The organism is Streptomyces sp. NPDC088261, assembly GCF_044740805.1.
Taxonomy (GTDB): domain Bacteria; phylum Actinomycetota; class Actinomycetes; order Streptomycetales; family Streptomycetaceae; genus Streptomyces.
The window spans coordinates 66,093-81,773 of the sequence record NZ_JBIURL010000002.1 but is presented as its reverse complement, the minus strand read 5'-3'; the positions used below and the strand labels follow the sequence as shown (position 1 = coordinate 81,773).

Sequence of the window (15,681 nt, the reverse complement as noted above, 5' to 3'; positions counted from 1 at the left end):
GGAGGTCCGCCCCTGTCACGGGCACGAGCGGCCGCCACGGGAGTACGGGCGGCCACCGCGCCGGCTCACGCCCTCAGCCGGAGGCGCCGCCCAACAGGCGGGCCAGGGCACGGAACGGCAGGGTGACGACGGTCGCGATGGCGCCACCGATGGCACGGAGCACATCTGCGATTGCGGTAAGCATGGGACCTCCTGTGTGAACATCCCCACACTAAGCATTTCACCCAAAAGGTGCGATATATGCCCACGAGCCGGAGCCGATCAGGTGAGCGACGCGGCGCCCGCCCCCGGTAGGCCCCGGGAGCGGGCGCCGCGCCCGCCCGTCCGGCTCATTCCTCGACGAGCAGCCCGGCGCGGAGTCGGGTCAGCGTGCGCGACAGGAGCCGCGAGACGTGCATCTGGGAGATGCCCAGGCGCTCGCCGATCTCCGCCTGGGTCAGTTCCTGGCCGAAGCGCAGTTCCAGGATGAGGCGCTCCCGGTCGTCGAGGGTGGCGAGGAGCGGGGCGAGGCTGTGGAAGTCCTCGATCAGTTCCATGGCGGGATCGACCGCGCCCACGAAGTCGGCGAGCGACGTGGTCTTCGTACTGCCGCGGTTGTCCGCGCCGGAGTCGGCGGGCAGGTCGAGCGAGTCGCTGTTGTAGCCGTTCGAGGCGATCAGGCCCTCGATGACCTCCTCCTCGGTCAGCTCCAGGTGCTTCGCGATTTCGCCCACGGTGGGATCGCGGTCCAGGACGACCGCCAAGTGGTCCTTGGCCTTGGCCAGTTCGACCCGCAGCTCCTGCAACCGGCGCGGCACGTGGACCGCCCAGGTGGTGTCGCGGAAGAAGCGCTTGATCTCGCCCACGATGTAGGGGACCGCGAACGTGGTGAACTCGACCTCGCGGGAGAGTTCGAACCGGTCGATCGCCTTGATCAGCCCGATCGTCCCCACCTGGATGATGTCCTCCATCTGGTCCGCCCGGTTGCGGAAGCGGCGCGCGGCGAAGGCGACCAGGGACAGGTTCATCTCGATCAGCGTGTTGCGGGCGTACTGGTGGGCGTGCGTGCCCTCCTCCAGCTCCCGCAACCGGTCGAAGAACAGCTTCGACAGGTCCCTGGCGTCCTTCGGCGCGATCTTCTCCGCGTCCTCGATCCAGGGCAGCCCGCCGGTCCGGGCGTCACCGTCGGAGGTTCCTGCCGTTTCCCGGAGCAGCGTCGCGGATGGGCGGTGCATGGACATGTTTTCTCTCCCGAGAAGATGAGCCGGGTCAAAGGATGTGGACGACCGAGGCGGCTGCTGCCCTGTCCTCCCGGCCTTACACCTGTGAATTGGCGAAGACACCTCAAAGCGCGGAAGCACGCGGGAGCGTGAGCGCGCGCGGGAGTACGAGGGGGTTGCGCCCGGCCCGTTACGCGGGCCCGCGCGTCCCGGGACACCGGCCGGACGGACGGCGTCCCGGGACGGGGGCCGCTCAGGCGGCCTGGACCAGTTCGGCCTGCCCGAACAGCAGCGCGTATCCGGGCGGGAGTTGGGCGATGGTACGGGCGAGGAGATCCGGGCCGGCGAGGGCGGCGAGCGCGGAGAAGACCGAGCCGGTGTCCCAGCGCGCGATCGCGGGAGAGGTGCCGGTCCTGGTCGCGAGGTCCTTGACGAACCCCCACCCGGTGAGCGCCTCGGCGGCGGGCGCCTGCCCGCTGAGGGCCAGCGCCGCCTCGATGGGCAGGGCGGCGGAGAGGTCGGCGCGCTCCTGGCCGGTCAGCTGCCGGCCCAGGCCCGCGAGGACGGCGCGCGCGGCCCTGTCGGCGCGCTCCCGGGTCGGATAGGCCCCTTCGTACTGGATCCTCTCCAGCATCTGTTCGTACGTCATCACCGGGGTGGGCCGACTCGGCTCGGGGCGGTACATGACTCGGTTCGCCTTTCTCGTGTCAGGGCGGTCCGGCGCTGAGCGGGCGACGTGACCGCGCGGGGGGATCGCGGAGGGCCGGTCGGGGACGGGCCCTCTGCGGGTGACAGCCGACGGGGGAAGGGGCGGCCGTGATCGAGCCGGCCGGGGAGGGGCCACCGGCCGGGGAGCCGCGCCGGACGGGAAGCCGCGCCGGACGCGGGGGCGGGAGGGGCAGGAGGCGGAATAACCGCCTCCTGCCCCGGGGGCCCGGGTTCAGCCGGAGATCTCCCGGGTGCCTGCCGACCCGTTCACGCTGATCCTGCGGGGCTTGGCACGCTCGGCGATCGGGATGCGCAGCGTCAGCACACCCGCGTCGTAGTCGGCCCTGATGCGTTCGGTGTCCAGCGTGTCGGCCAGGACGATCTGCCGGGAGAACACCCCGAGCGGGCGCTCGGCGAGCTCCATCTGGATCGCGTCCGCCCGGGGTACCGGGCGCCGCTCGGCCTTGACCGTGAGCATGTTCCGCTCGACGTCGACATCGATCGCGTCCGGCGCCACACCGGGAAGATCGAACACCACGACGTAGTCGTCGCCGTCGCGATAGGCGTCCATCGGCATCGCGGCCGGCCGCGACCACGTGCCGGGGCCCATCAACTGCTGCGTGAGCCGGTCGAGTTCGCGGAAGGGGTCAGTGCGCATCAGCATCGCGAAACACCTCCAAGGTCCGGGCTGTACTGCCCATGCGCTTCGTCTGGGATCTGTTGTAGCATGTCATCCATTGGATGACAACCAGGGTGTCGTCCAGAGGATGACGCGACCGGAGGAGACCCGCATGACCGCGGCCGACCAGCCCGATCCCGGCCCGGCGCAGGCGCCGGGTCCGGCGTCCTTCCTCGCCACCGCGGCGGCCCTCGAAGCGATCGACCAGGCCCTGCGGACGGCCAGGAGCCACGCGCCCGACGCCCCCGAGGACGGCGGGCCGGACCCCCGGCATGTCCTGGACACGCTGCTGCTGCTGCGCCGGATACGGGATCAGCTCGCGGCATGGGAGTCGGGCCTGGTCGAGACGGCGCGCGGCGCGGGCGCGAGCTGGGCGGACCTCGCCGAGCCGCTCGGCGTCGCGAGCCGCCAGGCCGCCGAACGCCGCTACCTGCGACAACGCCCCGGAGCCGCCGGAAGCACCGGCGAGCAACGGGTGCGCGCGACCCGCGACCGCCGGGCCGCGGACCGCGGCGTCACCGCCTGGGCCCGCGACAACGGCGCCGACCTGCGCGGCCTGGCGGGCCAGATCACCGCCCTCACGGACCTGCCGGTCTCCTCACAGGGCCTGGTCGACAACCTGCACCAGGCCCTGGCGGACAACGACCCGACGACACTCCTGGCCCCCCTGGCCGCCACGGCCCCGTCCCTCCGCCCCACCCACCCCGAACTAGCCGACCGGGTCGACGCCCTCACCGACCACACGGACCGCCTGCACCAAGGCACGACCGGCCCCACATGACGGCCCCCAGAACGACACAAGCACTCAGCAGCACTGCGGAGCATCCGCAGGCCGGCGGTGATGCGTCCCTGGCCCTCGGGTGCACCGAGACTGCCCATGTACGGGGGCAGGACAGCGTCTCCTGCGGCGTGGGCCGGTGCCGGGCGAAGGGGTGCGGTGTTGAGGGAAGATCAGCTGGGGGCGCGACAAGTCCGGGCACCGTTTTCCCGTTGATCACCGGCGTGTGAACGATCATGCGGTGACCGCGGAGGCAGACGGGTGCACCGCGGTGCCCCGGCGGCGCCCCGCCGTACGGCGTAGCCCTGGCAACCGCCCAGTTCCCCGGGCCGCGAGCTATCGACGGCGAGACACGACGACCAGCACCGCCACGATGAAGGCCCCGAGGACAAGGACGATCCCCCAGGTCGGCAGTCCGGCAGCGCCGGGAGGCATGATCAGCGCGTCGGTGACGTAGTACTGGCTGCTCCCCCCGGTCCTCATGGACACCAGGGTGCCCGAGGGTTCGCGGACGAAACCGATGGTGGCACCGGGCTCCACGCCCTTGGTGACGCGGCCCGCAGTGCCGTAGGTGCGGGCGATGACGACACGTCCCCGGACTCCGGGGCCTCCGCCCGCGTCCTCCGCGAGATCGCCGGACACGTGGTCCCCAGCCGGTCCCCAAGAACGGCGAAAAGACGGTATCGGATTTCTCCGATACCGCCTGCGACCTGCCGAAAAGCAAGTCGGGACTACAGGACTTGAACCTGCAACCCCTTGACCCCCAGGAGTGTGGGTCACCCAGACTATGAGCAGATAACAGACCTAATCCGGGCGCATAGTGTGCCTGAGAGGCCCGATCGTGCGTTATTGCGCACATCGTGTGGTCCCCAAGCGATGCCTCGCAGGCCGCTGAATCCGCTGTCCCCGAATCTCTCACGCGGCTTCGTCGCTGGGGCCTTCGAGCAGGTGCCCGTGATACGGGTGTGAGTAGTGGCGGTACGGAAAGCGCCGCTAAGATTGATCATGGTCGGCTGGCACCTGGTATGCGGCTCCTGGTGGGGTTCATGGAAAGGTCGCCGGGCGGCTCTGTTGGCGCTGGCTACGGTTCGCCTTGTGCCGATGCAGTTTCTGACTGATGAGACCCCGGCCTGGTCCTGGAGCGCTCGCCGGGCCCCTGCCCGGGATGAACGACCCAAGCGGGCCAGGCCGTCCGCTTTCCGCGTTCTTCGCGGCGATGGCGGAGACCGAGCGGGAGAACTTCCAGGAGTCGACCCTCAACGGGCTCAACGCGGCGCTCGCAAGGTCCAGCACGGCGGCCGTCCACGCGTCACCACCGAGGACATGCCGCGCACCGTGCTGCGACGCCGGGCGAACGGCGAGTCGGTCGAGCATATCCAGCCCCACCTGACCATCCCCACCGGCACGCGCAAGGGCCACGCTCCCAGCGTCGCCGGCATCTAGGGATGCGATGGATCTGTACTCCTGGAGCGCGACACCTCAGAGACAAGCGGCTGACGGCTTCAGGGAGAGTGCGGGTTGGATGTGACAGCCCGACCCGGCCGAGCACGCCGCGTACGTACACACCCGCACCCCCGGCGCGACCCTCGCCGGCCTCGACGCCTTCGTCCTTCTCCCAGCGCAACCTCTTCACCTACAACGCCACCCGCCCGCTGGAAGGGTAGGTCCGCGGGGACCTGCGCGTCCTGGACAACGAGGGGCGGCCGCCGGGCCGGGGCCTGCGGCGGCTTCGGCCCCGGCGCGCCCGCCGCCGCCCGCATCGTGGAACAACTCATCACCGTCGGGACCGCCACGGCACTCCACCCAGACTTGGGCCCCGGCAACGCCGTACTCGACGACGGCGCCCTGCGGCTGGAGCCGTGGGAGGCGTGGCAGCACGTGGCGGTAGCGCCACAGCGGTTCACCTACCTGCCGCTGACGCTGCGCGACAACGTCACCCTCGGGCTGGGCGACACCAGTGACGCCGCGCTCATGGCGGCCTGCGGGGCGTCCGGCGCCGTGGACATGCTCCCCGCCCTCCGTTCCGGCCTCGGCACCCTCCTGACCAGCGAATGGTTCGGAGGCCACCAGCTGTCCGGCGGGCAGTGGCAACGCGTCATCCTCACCCGGCGTTCCACCGGAAGGCGAGCCTGCTGGTGATGGACGAGCCCACGGCCGCCCTCGACGCCCGAGCCGAACACCACGTCTTCACAGGCCTGCGGGACCTGGCCAAGGACCGCGCCATCCGCCTCGCCAACGTCGCAGTGGCCGACCGAATCTTCGTCCTCGACCGAAGCCGCCTCGTCCAAGAAGGCACGTACGCGCAGCTCACTTCCTTGTCCCCGCCTGGAGGGCGAACGCGGGGTACGCCACTGCCTGAAGGTCTCGCTCTCGGTGAAGTTCTTCACCCGGGAGAGCCGGGCCTACCGCTACATCGTCCCCGCACTCGGACAGCGGGTGAACTCGACCGCGGCGACCGCCTGGAGGCTGAAGCCTCTGTGGCCGCCGCCGACGGTGCGGAGAAGTACCTGGCTCGCGCCGGGGACCGGCTCGACCAGGACGAGCAGCAGCTGATCCGGTATCACGCTGCCCGCCTTCGCCGCGTCGGCCCGGTGCCCGTCGGCTACATCCACGGCGACAACCAGCCGATGCACTAGGCAAGTGGGATGTCGGAGTCGGAATTGTCGGGATCCACGAGCTTCGCTGCTCGCCCTCTCTGCGGCACGCAGTTGCAACCTAATCTCAGGGTACTTTAGTAAGGAATCAGATGATATTTCAACTGCGATAGGTCACTTCAGGGGCGAGTGAAGGGGTGCGGCACACGTCGGCGGCGGGAGTCTCCGCACGGGTTTTCGATGAGTGCCCTGCTCCGTGCGGCCGAAGTGGCGGTATGCGATAACGATGTCATTGCAGAATGCTACTCTTGCCAATCTGCGATTTCAGGGCGACTCGGCAGACGTCCTGCTAGACTGGGTCAATGGCACACAAAAGATTCCTCCCTGCCATTCTGACGGTATTTTTCCTACTGGCTTCTTGTGACTCTCAGGGGGAAGGCGAGAAGAGTACTCCCGCCTCAGATCCTCCTTCCTTGATCACGACGCCGAGCGGGTCCGATGATTCCGGAGGAGGTGAAAATTCCGGATCTGAAAATGAGGCGCTATTTACAAAGACGGCTGCGCTTGAAGGCGTCGATAAGATCTATCCGGCCCGCAATTTCTTTGTTTCTCTAGGTGAAGACAACGTAGTCACCCATTCGACAGACGGGAAAGAAATTGCGCGGTCTAGTGTAACGAAATTCGCCGGTGGCTGCATCCTGGGCGTCACCGGTTCGGCACCCGGTTCCGGATCCTTGATCTGGGCTCAGGTAACAGACAAGCCGGCTACTGGACTGGAACCGGCGAGCCAGTCGCTGTCGATCGTTGCCACCGACGTCAAGACTTACGAGGAGCGGTGGCGCAAACCTCTCGTCGCTGATTCCGAGGAATTCGCAGGATGTGCATACGCAGATGAAGCCTCACTGACGAAAGATGAGCAGTGGCTGGCCTATGGTGAATGGGTCATCAGTCTCACCGACGGCACCTCGCGGGCACTCGGTTACGGCGTCTTTCCGCGCGCTGTGGGAAACGCCATCCTGGTGTACGACGGGGTATGCGCAAACTGTCTCAATGGGATGAAATCGGTACCGGTCACCGACCCGGCGACCGGACGAAAGCTATTCTCCTTCCCTGACCATGACATCATCGCCGATCTCTCCGAGGTGCCGGGAGAGTTCGCTACCTCGGCTGACGGATCCACTCTGTTCCTCGCCCGTCGCATTTCCGGAGATCCTCTTTCCTATGCACTGCAGTCCCGATCGCTTGTCACTGGCAAGGTGAATTGGGAAATTAAAGGGACCTCGTACACCGGTCCTATTAGTCAAAAAGTCATTCTCGCCGAGAAGGCTGGTGTCGTGGTGATCCCTGATCTGGCGGCAATCAACAAGGAGGGGGTCGCACCCGAGGCACAAAAGGACCTTGGCATCTCGCTGGCCGACGGGAAAAAGCTGTGGAGCCTTCCTGGCCTCGAGGTCTGCGCGGCGAACGCCGGAGGCGTGGCCGTCAGCACTAACGGCCAGTTGGTGGTGATCGAACCTCGCACCGGCGACCAGATCTCGTACAGCGCGGATCGGGGTGGTTGCGGAATTCCGCTTGGCGAATACTCCTACTACTCCGAAGACGGTGCGGTGATTCGTATCCTGCCCTCAGCCGGGTAGGATGCGAGCCCCAGATTTCCTCTTGCCGGGGGCCCGGCCTCCCCTTCCTATCTCTCCGAGGTCAGAACCGGCGCTTGAACCATCGCTTGAAAGTGCCGACGGTGAAGACGAACGCCACGATCGCGATGATCGCCCGTTTCAGATCGGCACTGCCCCCGTCACCGCTGTAACTGGTGGCGCCGTACAAGAAGAAGGCGCCGTCGAACAGCAGCAGAACCAGCAAGAACTTCGTGTCGGCACGCATGCTCGTGGCAGCGGCGCCCCGAGGGAACTGTGGCGCAATGCGTCCCGGGAAGCCCGGTTCTCGCGAGGGCTTGAGGCGTGTTCGGGTAACGGCTGTCTTGAGCACGGCCGCAGCCTGTTTCTCTGACATACCGTGCAGGACAACGGGGGTGAGATTACCCAACAACGCACTGCGTGAGACAGGCTCGACCTGTACTGGAACGACTGTGAGCCCTTCCCCTGAAGGGTCGTCACGCAAGAAGGATGACCACTCAGCGTTACTCTGCGGCGAAAGGCGGTAAGAGGGCGAAACCACCGCGATCAGCCGTTTCGCGACTTGGAGGTCCCGGTCACGGGCCAGCACACTGTTGCCCCCCGCGATCTCATGATCCCAGGCCCCCAGACGGACTGTGTATCCCTCGTTCTCCAATTGCCATCCGATCCATTCGGCCCAGGAGAGGTCGTCGTCGGCGTAGGAGATGAAGAAGTCTACTGTCATCGAGCACCTGGAAAGGGAGCGCGGGAACGGGGGCGGGAACGGGCAGGCTGCAGACTGTCCAGAAGGGTACGCCGGGCAGTGTCCGAGTCCAGTCCGACAAGCGAGATGTAAGTGCGCGGGCCAAGCAGCCCCTCGACTGATGTGGGCTCCACCATCACCGGTACGATCAGTCGGCGTGAGCCGTTGGGGTCCTGGCTGAAGACAGCCGTCCACTCGGCCTTGGTCATCCCGGACTTCAGGAAGGCGGGAGTGAGGACGAGGATGATTCGCTCGGCGTTGTGCAGGGCCATATCCATGTCGACGACGAAGTTCCCGCCGACGGCGAAGTCCAGCAGCTGAATAACCGTTCGATAACCGCCCTCTTCGAGGGCGTCGTTGATCCACGCTGCCCAGTCGGCGTTGACGCCGGTGAAGCTGATGAAGTAGTCGACTTTCGCAGAGGTCATGGCGCCGCGATCCTGTACTGGTAGGTGTTGGTGATGTCTTCCGATGTCTCGCCTGTGTACATCAAAGCCCCGGGGAAGACGTGCGGGCACTCGGTGTCTGAGCTGTCGAAGCGCAGCTGCTTCTTTGTCTTCGTGTCGAGAACAGCCAGTTGGCTGTTGACTCTCAGGTAGACGCGTCCACCTGCGGTTCCGCAGAAGTCGTCCGATCCGTCGATCTCCCACCTGATTTTCCCGGACATGATGTCGACTGCCGCAAGTGCGCCGATGGAACCGCCGCCGTTGTCATAGACGATTGCGGTTGCTGTTGCCGCGTCCATGTCCATCGTGACTAAGTAGCCACTATTGGCGAAGTCTGAGTGGCGCAATGACCACGCGGGCTTCCCTGACGGGAGGCTGTAGCCTTTTACGGCGCTTTCCCCCTGGGCGTCCTGACCATTCAGGACTACCAGAAGATCTCGGTAGGTGGCGATGCTCCCGAACTCGAAGCCAGCCTCCGTCACCTGATCGCTGACGGTACCGAGTTTCTTTCCTGAATCAGGTGCCTCGATGTCCACGGATACCGGATTGATGTGTTCGGAATCCTCTTGCGGCACGCCGAGCCAGCGGTCAAGGATGATTGTCGAATCCGGCACCTTCCGAAGGCTGCCGTCAGCAAGGCTGACGACGTAGGACTCCAAGCCCGGGGAAACCAGCGCGTATGCGCCGTCGGAAGTGGCGGACAAGTTCAGTTCCTTGGCGGTTGCTCCTTCGCAACTGGAGGCCCACTCCTCACTGTCCTTGTCGACATCCTTCTTCCAGATCAAGGAGCCAGTCATCGCGTCGTGGGCGCGGAAAGTCAGGGTGCCGTAAGCGGGGTGGATTCCTTCGGCCGGCTGTGCCACGACGCTCGTGGATACAAGCATCGAATGCGCATCGTTTCCTCGTGGAACGAGAGCGATCCCACACACGTTCTTCCACTCGCCGGACGTCTCAAGGCTGATCGAGTCCGCCTTCCGCCCAGTCCGAAGGTCGAACAGATCCAGCTGCTGTCCACTGCCTGTCGGCGTACTCAAAACCGCGAGCATACGGCCGTCTGACATTAGGTGGGGCACCTGGCTGCTTGGATATGTCGCCAGTTCCTGACCAGGTGTAACGGTTGGCTCTGGCGTCGGTTCTTTGGACGCTGACGGGCCGTCAAGGCTTGGCGACGCCGAGCCTGGCGTGCCCTCCAGCGGTGAATGGGCACTGCCCCGGTTGCCATCGGTCGATCCACCGCATGACGTCATCACACACGTCGCGCTCAGCACACCGATGGTCAGATATAGGCGTAACGGCGCACGGCTCACAGAAACCCCCAAGGCATCTCACGTGCTGCGCAGTATGCCGTGCCGGCATCACTTCGTGAGTGGATATGGAAAAATGTGAGGATCTGTAGGTGTCTGGGCGTCTTTGAGCGAACTTGCGACACGATCTGCTTGAGGCGTGCTGGCTGGGTGCAACCGATATCCAGAGGTCGCCGAGGTGCGCGAGGTATCTCACTGGCTGGGTCAGCAGGGTATCCAGTTCGCCCTACCTCTCGGCGCATGGCCTGGCAACTGCTGTCCCCAGAGCCGAGGTTCCACATCGGTCAGACGTGCTGGGTACTCGTATCCCTCTGCCTTGAACGCCACTGTCGAGTTGTACGGAAGCAGCTGGGTACTTGGACAACTCGGCGCCATCTGGCAGTGAGGGAGGCCTGCCCGCCCCAAAGTCTAGGAGACTCTGGTGTCTCGTTGGCCGGGTAGTCGTGTGATCTGCTGGGCTGCTGCGAGTTCTTCGCGTGCCTGGTCCAGTTCGAGTGACAGCTCGGCAGTGGCGCGGACAAGGGCGCGGACCCGCTCTCGCTCCGCGGCGAGTTCGTCCTTGGCCTTCTCCAGGGTGTCCCTCAGCGCGGCGTTGCCCTCGGCCATTCGCTGGGTGACCTGCGGGTTGAAGTTCTGCGCCTTGGCCTGCGCCTTGAACTCCTCCATGAGGTCCTTGTGGTCGCCGTGGACGACGTCGCGCCGTGGCCCGCACTCGGCGATCAGCTCGGTCCCGGTGAGGCTCCCGGTCGTCGAGCGAAAGGGCGTGCCGGCCAGGAGACGTTCCGCGGCGGCTCGTATCGCCTCGCGCTCCGCATTCCGGCTCCTGCTCCAGCGGGTCATGTCGTCTGTCCGCCCTTCGTGTGTACGGCTTTGGGCCGCGACATCTCGTGTTGTTCGATCACCGAGAGGATCAGGTCGGCCTGTGCGGCCGCGCGGTCCCGGCGCGGGCGCGGGGTCATCGGGTCGAGGGCCTCCGTCATCAGGACGGGCAGGCGCGCACGGTGTTCGGCGATGTCCAGGTCGGTGTACGCGAGGTTGACGCAGGTGCTGTGGCAGAGCGATCCATCGGGTCCGTCGTCGGCGGGCAACCCGAGCAGGAGCTTCTCCTTGCGGCAGGCCGAGGTTTCCGCACGATGCTCGCGGTCATGGCGTTTCCGGGTGGATATCGGTGTCCGCCTGTGCCAGCAGGCGACTCACGCTCGCCTGTGCCCGTACAGTGCGGCCGAGAAACACTGCGGCGCCGGCAGTGCGGCGGCGGTACTCCGCGGCGGCCGGGCCGCTGACGTGCTCGTGCTCTTCTTCCAGGCGGGTCCAATCGTCCTCGGACTGTTCCAGGACCATCTCCAGGCGTTCCACGGCGATGTCGTCGAGCCACGAGTCGTCGTTCGCTCATGGTGGAGTCGGGTATGGGAACTGTCCGAATGCTTCCCCGTGAGTGGGTGTTGAACGGCGTTCAGCCTGAGGCCGACGCTAAGCGGAGCGGCGACAGCCACCGTGGTTCTGGATCATCCGCAACGCTGCCCTTCACCAGAGCCAGCGTTCGAGGAACTCGGCCCAGATGAAGCCGACGTAGCCCTCGAAGGCGGGTGGGTCGACCCCCTTGAGTTCTTCCGCAAGGTCGCGAAGTTCGGCCAGGGCTTCGTCCTCGTGCTCGTCCGGGTCGTTGAGAATCGGGGACTGACTCACGTGTCGGCCGTAGTGGTGCAGTGTCCGCAGCCAGAGGTCGATGGAGGAGTTGGCGAACCAGGCTTCCCCGTCGGGCAGGACGTAGTAGACCCTTCCGGTGTCCGGCTCGACGCCGAAGGCCCATTGCAGACCTGGCACGAGGTCTCCGTGATGGTTCCGTGAGAGCTGGTACAGGACGCTGCCCGATGCGGTCCGAAGGGCGGGGGCCGGGTCTGTCTGGAACGTGACGTACTCGATCAGTTGATCGACGACGGGAACGCCGATGTTCACGAGCAGGGCCTTCTGGTGCTCGGGGATGCGCCAGCTGGCCACGTCGGCGGGGTTGGCCCGGGTGACATTTTCGGCTCCGGCCCATGCGGTCAGGTCTTCGTAGGTCAGCACTGGAGGTCTCCCCGACCGTTGGATGCGGCGGGCTGCCCAGCTCGACCAGCTGAAGGGGGCAGCTGGTCGCAGAGGAGGCGCACGAGGATGAGGTACTCACTGGGGACTTCGATGTATCCCGCCTCGATCACGTACTCGCCCGTTGGGAGGTCGATGCGCAGGTGTTCCTCCCTGGCGATCTCGGTTGATTCGTAAACGGAGTCGAAGAGGACGACTGGCTCATTGACGGTCCAGGTGGGGCCCGTTTCCCATTCCACGCAGGGAAGTAGATCAGCGACGAGGGCGGAGAGGTTCGCATCGTCTTCGTCGCCGGCGATCTCCCTGACCAGGACGTTGTGCTGGGGAAGGAACGTGGTGCGGGCTGGCATGTCGCCCAGGACGAGCGCTTGTGCGCCTCCGACGTCGATGAGCCCCACGTAGCCGTCGACCTCGCAGGCGCGTCCGTAGTCGCCTTCGTCGTCTGGGTAGGTGCGCGGGGCGCCGCCCCAGTGGTCGCAGACGGACTGGGGAATGAGGATCAAGGGTCCGCCGGCCGAGGTCACCCAGGTGTTTTCGCAGTGCATAGTTCTTCCTTGCTATCGGGGCGTGGTTGGGGCGCTGGGTGCTGGTGCGGTGCTTGATCGGAGGTTGACGTCTGCGGAATAGGCGGCCCAGTCCCCGGCTGATGCTTGCTGCCACTGGACCGCGACCTTGATGTGGATCCCGAGCATCCGGGCGAGAATCGCGGCGGGGACTTCGGTCGCGAGAGTGCACAGCGCGGTGGAACGGTCCCGTTTGTGCCAAATCGCGATTCGGTGCAGGCGTTTGCCGATCTGACTGTCGGTGAGGGGGAGACCAGGGTGACCTCCCGGGAACAGCGAAGGAACGTCGTCCGGAGTGCCGATCTTGGCCTCGCCGCGGCGGGTTGCGACGTGCTCACGGATGAGATTGGCGAGCGGTGCGGGGAGGACGACTGGCGACGTGCCGAACTTGATCGCGACGGTGTCGCCGCCGATGTTCACGTCGTCGACGGTGAGTTGGCTGATGGTGGAGATCTTCTGTGCGTAGAGGATCAGCAGCAGTCCCGCGACGCGGTCCGGGGTCGGCAGGGTGTCGTCGTTAAGGAGACGCCGGGCGTCGGCCCGGCGTTTCTCGCTGTCGATGGCGCTGAGCGGACCCTTCCAGCGGACGGTGCCGTAGGTCAGGTCGCGGGCATGCCGGTGCTGTACCGACCAGCGGATGGAGTGGCCGGTCTCGTCGCGGTAGCTGACCGTAAGGGCGGCCATCCAGCGTTCCAGGTCCGGCTGGGTGCAGGTCCGCAGCGTGAGCCCTTCGGTGCCGAGCTCATTTGCCGTAGCGGACGTTGAATGTGCAGTACCGGCCGAACTGGCGAGCCTTCGGGTTCCTCCGAAGTCGACCACGTCCAGCTTCGACGTCTCGGTCCGTCGAAGACCCCAGCCGTATATGACCTTGAAGAGTGTGGCGTCGCGGTAGGCGGCGAGGGCGCCCTTCCGCTTGGGCTTCACGGCGCGTACGACCTGGTCGTCGGCGTAGTCGAGAAACCGCTGCAGTTCTTCGCGGGAGAACGGCCTCGCTTCCGGATCGCCTTCGTATTCCTGCAGGTGAGGCTGGGTGTTCCACTCGTGAGCGATCGCCACTGGGTGGACGGCGAAGGCTTCTTCGCAGGCAGGTCCCCCGCCGTAGCGGCCGTCGATGACGAACTCGGTGAATAGCCGGATGTCGCCCTGGTAGCTGCGGGTCGCGGACGGCGCGAGGTGCTTCTCGCCCGTCAGCGAGGCGGACCACTCGTCCCTGTGGGCCGGTCTCCATTACCACGGTAGTCGTTTGCGAACTCGAGAAACCGGCGGACGAGCCGTTCCCTGGGGTCGATCGTCTCGTCCTTCAGGCCGCGCGACTTCTGCTGAGCCCGCCAGCCTCTCAGCATCGCGTCGAACATCGGTCCTTCGGACGAAGCTGGACCATGCCGGACACGAGCTCCAGACGAGCCGCCCCGGCCAGGGCCACCTTCTACTGATGAACCACTCCAGACCATCCCTTATGGAGGGCAGGTCATGCATCAAACGGGATCGCCTCGGCAACATGCCTGCTCCGGCCCACTAGTTCGTAGTAGCCTCGGAGACCGTGAAGCCGTCCCCATGAGCTGGTGACCTGCGCCTTCTCGCCCGTCTGATGCAATTCCCAAGCCTTGGCGTAGTTCAAGGTCACTTTTGGCTTGAGGTGGCCGTACTGCAACGCGGCGGCAATCAGGCCGCAGGGGCGGCGCGCGATGAAGTACGCGAGCGTCCGGCGAAACCGCGAGGCGTGCAGGCGCTTGGCCGGGTCGGGCGGTATCGCGGGAGCGCCGCTGACGGGCGTGAAGGTGGAGTTCACCCAGTCCAGCATTCGCTTCAGCTCCGTGTTGGTCTTCTTGGTGTCCCAGGTCCGCGCACCCGCGCGGCTCTTGCGCTGGCCGCTGCCTGGCAGGCGGGTGGGGAACAGCAGGTCCGTCTCGTGTAGCGACTCCAGCAGGGCGAGTGCCCGGTGCACCGGGCTGACGACGGCCCAGGGACGGGTCGGCGGCGGCTGCGTCTCCGCCGCGTTCCGGTCGTACCCCTTGCCCCGGTGCCCGAGCAGCAGTTCCCCGGACTTCACGTCCTCAGCCCGGCAGCCACGCCGCAGATTGGCCACTACTGGCGAGAGGGGGATATTCCAACCGTGCAGTATTCCTCCCTGTCTGTGGTCGCGGCCTGATCGCCCGTCCGGCACGTTGATGGAGGAGCCCAAGTCCAGAGCCCCCGTTGTCACGAGAGGACTCCGAGACTGAGTCCGTTCATCTGCGCCGGCAGACCTCGTCCTGATCTTGGCCCATACTTGCGCCCCGCTCCTGCGACTCGGCGAACGTGCATCCTGCGGCGGCACTGGGGCTGAGCTTCGGTGGTTCGGAGCTGGCGGAGGAAGCCAGCGGACCTCTGTGACCAGGCAGAACTACTCACATTCAAGATCGAGTAGATATAATATCCGTAGAATCGTTGACATTTTGTGTGGATGGGCGTCAATGTTGTGTCTGGCGGTAGCGGCATAACTTGATGGGTGGCGTTGGTATGTCTGACGAGATGGCTGTGATCGCGGCGCGGTGCCGTGCCGAAGGTGGACTGACTAAAGCGACGCTGGGAGAACTTCGCGAGCAACTCGGCTATGGGAAGCTCGGGAAGTGGGTTCTGGTCGAGGTGGCGGAGGCGATCAAGGACGCTGGCCTGGGGTACTTCCCACTCGCTCCGCTTGATCCCAAGCACAATGAGACGCCCCGTAAAGAGCAGTCGGTGTGGATCTTCGATGCCTCCGAGGGCGATCTTCGGTGTCAGGTGATTGAGATCGTTCTGGACCCCCGGGACTACCTCGATGAGGACGTTCGGTCCATCCTCAACGGCGTTGCTGGCGGCGACTCCGAAGCGTTGACCGCAGAGCAGAAGCTGGAGCGCATTCGGGAAATCGTTTTGCCTGACGTATCTGCTGGAGAGTAAGGGTGGACGCTCGCCCTCGAGCGGAAGTAG

General features: G+C 65.8%; 18 protein-coding genes and 1 pseudogene. 4 read left to right on the top strand and 15 right to left on the bottom strand.

Annotated features, from left to right (window positions below):
• Positions 1-73: 73 nt before the first annotated feature.
• The 4 genes from ACIODU_RS04345 to ACIODU_RS04330 all read right to left on the bottom strand — a co-directional run bounded on the left by ACIODU_RS04345 (position 74) and on the right by ACIODU_RS04330 (position 2,571).
• Complete coding sequence (locus tag ACIODU_RS04345) at positions 74-184, bottom strand: LPFR motif small protein (RefSeq protein ID WP_356419479.1); 111 nt, start codon at positions 182-184, stop codon at positions 74-76.
• A 145-nt stretch (positions 185-329) separates the two neighbouring features.
• Entirely contained in the window at positions 330-1,220 is an 891-nt protein-coding gene (locus tag ACIODU_RS04340) for an RNA polymerase sigma factor SigF (RefSeq protein WP_401763722.1), read from the bottom strand.
• A 232-nt stretch (positions 1,221-1,452) separates the two neighbouring features.
• A complete protein-coding gene (locus ACIODU_RS04335; protein ID WP_356419484.1) occupies positions 1,453-1,884 on the bottom strand; it encodes a DUF2267 domain-containing protein in 432 nt (143 codons plus the stop codon).
• Positions 1,885-2,139: 255 nt separating this feature from the next.
• Positions 2,140-2,571 (bottom strand): Hsp20/alpha crystallin family protein, encoded by a 432-nt coding sequence (locus ACIODU_RS04330; RefSeq protein WP_401763719.1) that lies wholly within the window; start codon positions 2,569-2,571, stop codon positions 2,140-2,142.
• 127 nt (positions 2,572-2,698) lie between these two features.
• Between ACIODU_RS04330 and ACIODU_RS04325 the strand changes: the two genes are divergently transcribed.
• Positions 2,699-3,367, top strand: a complete 669-nt coding sequence (locus tag ACIODU_RS04325) for a type III effector protein (RefSeq protein ID WP_356419489.1) — start codon at positions 2,699-2,701, stop codon at positions 3,365-3,367.
• Positions 3,368-3,700: 333 nt separating this feature from the next.
• Here ACIODU_RS04325 and ACIODU_RS04320 read toward each other — a convergent pair whose 3' ends face one another.
• Entirely contained in the window at positions 3,701-4,006 is a 306-nt protein-coding gene (locus tag ACIODU_RS04320; RefSeq protein WP_401763716.1) for a hypothetical protein, read from the bottom strand.
• A 1,206-nt stretch (positions 4,007-5,212) separates the two neighbouring features.
• On the opposite strand from ACIODU_RS04320, the pseudogene ACIODU_RS04315 reads away from it, so the two are divergent.
• Positions 5,213-5,676, top strand: a pseudogene (locus ACIODU_RS04315) (ATP-binding cassette domain-containing protein); the annotation flags it as partial.
• 755 nt (positions 5,677-6,431) lie between these two features.
• Complete coding sequence (locus ACIODU_RS04310; protein ID WP_401763713.1) at positions 6,432-7,595, top strand: hypothetical protein; 1,164 nt, start codon at positions 6,432-6,434, stop codon at positions 7,593-7,595.
• Between the two features lie 61 nt (positions 7,596-7,656).
• Here ACIODU_RS04310 and ACIODU_RS04305 read toward each other — a convergent pair whose 3' ends face one another.
• The 10 genes from ACIODU_RS04305 to ACIODU_RS04260 form a co-directional block, all read right to left on the bottom strand.
• Positions 7,657-8,316 carry a toll/interleukin-1 receptor domain-containing protein gene (locus ACIODU_RS04305; protein ID WP_401763710.1) on the bottom strand — a complete coding sequence of 220 codons (660 nt, stop codon included), beginning with the start codon at positions 8,314-8,316 and terminating at the stop codon, positions 7,657-7,659.
• Positions 8,313-8,762: a toll/interleukin-1 receptor domain-containing protein gene (locus ACIODU_RS04300; protein WP_401763707.1), complete on the bottom strand. Its 450-nt coding sequence runs from the start codon at positions 8,760-8,762 to the stop codon at positions 8,313-8,315. The genes ACIODU_RS04305 and ACIODU_RS04300 overlap by 4 nt, the downstream gene beginning before the upstream one ends.
• Positions 8,759-9,814, bottom strand: coding sequence for a hypothetical protein (locus ACIODU_RS04295; protein WP_401763704.1), 1,056 nt, complete (start codon positions 9,812-9,814; stop codon positions 8,759-8,761). Before ACIODU_RS04295 ends, ACIODU_RS04300 begins: the two co-directional genes overlap by 4 nt.
• Before the next feature lie 678 nt (positions 9,815-10,492).
• Positions 10,493-10,924: a hypothetical protein gene (locus ACIODU_RS04290; protein ID WP_401763701.1), complete on the bottom strand. Its 432-nt coding sequence runs from the start codon at positions 10,922-10,924 to the stop codon at positions 10,493-10,495.
• Positions 10,921-11,172, bottom strand: coding sequence for a hypothetical protein (locus tag ACIODU_RS04285; protein WP_401763699.1), 252 nt, complete (start codon positions 11,170-11,172; stop codon positions 10,921-10,923). The genes ACIODU_RS04290 and ACIODU_RS04285 overlap by 4 nt, the downstream gene beginning before the upstream one ends.
• A gap of 55 nt (positions 11,173-11,227) precedes the next feature.
• Positions 11,228-11,440, bottom strand: coding sequence for a hypothetical protein (locus ACIODU_RS04280; RefSeq protein ID WP_401763696.1), 213 nt, complete (start codon positions 11,438-11,440; stop codon positions 11,228-11,230).
• A 168-nt stretch (positions 11,441-11,608) separates the two neighbouring features.
• Positions 11,609-12,151, bottom strand: coding sequence for an SUKH-4 family immunity protein (locus tag ACIODU_RS04275; RefSeq protein WP_401763693.1), 543 nt, complete (start codon positions 12,149-12,151; stop codon positions 11,609-11,611).
• Positions 12,145-12,714: an Imm21 family immunity protein gene (locus ACIODU_RS04270; RefSeq protein WP_401763691.1), complete on the bottom strand. Its 570-nt coding sequence runs from the start codon at positions 12,712-12,714 to the stop codon at positions 12,145-12,147. Before ACIODU_RS04270 ends, ACIODU_RS04275 begins: the two co-directional genes overlap by 7 nt.
• 12 nt (positions 12,715-12,726) lie before the next feature.
• Positions 12,727-13,788: a hypothetical protein gene (locus ACIODU_RS04265; protein WP_401763688.1), complete on the bottom strand. Its 1,062-nt coding sequence runs from the start codon at positions 13,786-13,788 to the stop codon at positions 12,727-12,729.
• A gap of 412 nt (positions 13,789-14,200) precedes the next feature.
• Positions 14,201-14,782, bottom strand: coding sequence for a hypothetical protein (locus ACIODU_RS04260; RefSeq protein WP_401763685.1), 582 nt, complete (start codon positions 14,780-14,782; stop codon positions 14,201-14,203).
• A 449-nt stretch (positions 14,783-15,231) separates the two neighbouring features.
• Between ACIODU_RS04260 and ACIODU_RS04255 the strand changes: the two genes are divergently transcribed.
• Entirely contained in the window at positions 15,232-15,651 is a 420-nt protein-coding gene (locus ACIODU_RS04255; protein WP_401763683.1) for a hypothetical protein, read from the top strand.
• The last annotated feature ends 30 nt before the right edge of the window (positions 15,652-15,681 follow it).

Bases quoted from the DNA above. Each gene is read 5' to 3' on its own strand.
- ACIODU_RS04305 (WP_401763710.1), bottom strand. From the start codon at position 8,316: ATGACAGTAGACTTCTTCATCTCCTACGCCGACGACGACCTCTCCTGG.
- ACIODU_RS04325 (WP_356419489.1), top strand. From the start codon at position 2,699: ATGACCGCGGCCGACCAGCCCGATCCCGGCCCGGCGCAGGCGCCGGGT.
- ACIODU_RS04255 (WP_401763683.1), top strand. From the start codon at position 15,232: ATGTCTGACGAGATGGCTGTGATCGCGGCGCGGTGCCGTGCCGAAGGT.
- ACIODU_RS04300 (WP_401763707.1), bottom strand. From the start codon at position 8,762: ATGACCTCTGCGAAAGTCGACTACTTCATCAGCTTCACCGGCGTCAAC.
- ACIODU_RS04340 (WP_401763722.1), bottom strand. From the start codon at position 1,220: ATGTCCATGCACCGCCCATCCGCGACGCTGCTCCGGGAAACGGCAGGA.
- ACIODU_RS04290 (WP_401763701.1), bottom strand. From the start codon at position 10,924: ATGACCCGCTGGAGCAGGAGCCGGAATGCGGAGCGCGAGGCGATACGA.
- ACIODU_RS04335 (WP_356419484.1), bottom strand. From the start codon at position 1,884: ATGTACCGCCCCGAGCCGAGTCGGCCCACCCCGGTGATGACGTACGAA.
- ACIODU_RS04345 (WP_356419479.1), bottom strand. From the start codon at position 184: ATGCTTACCGCAATCGCAGATGTGCTCCGTGCCATCGGTGGCGCCATC.
- ACIODU_RS04270 (WP_401763691.1), bottom strand. From the start codon at position 12,714: ATGCACTGCGAAAACACCTGGGTGACCTCGGCCGGCGGACCCTTGATC.
- ACIODU_RS04330 (WP_401763719.1), bottom strand. From the start codon at position 2,571: ATGCTGATGCGCACTGACCCCTTCCGCGAACTCGACCGGCTCACGCAG.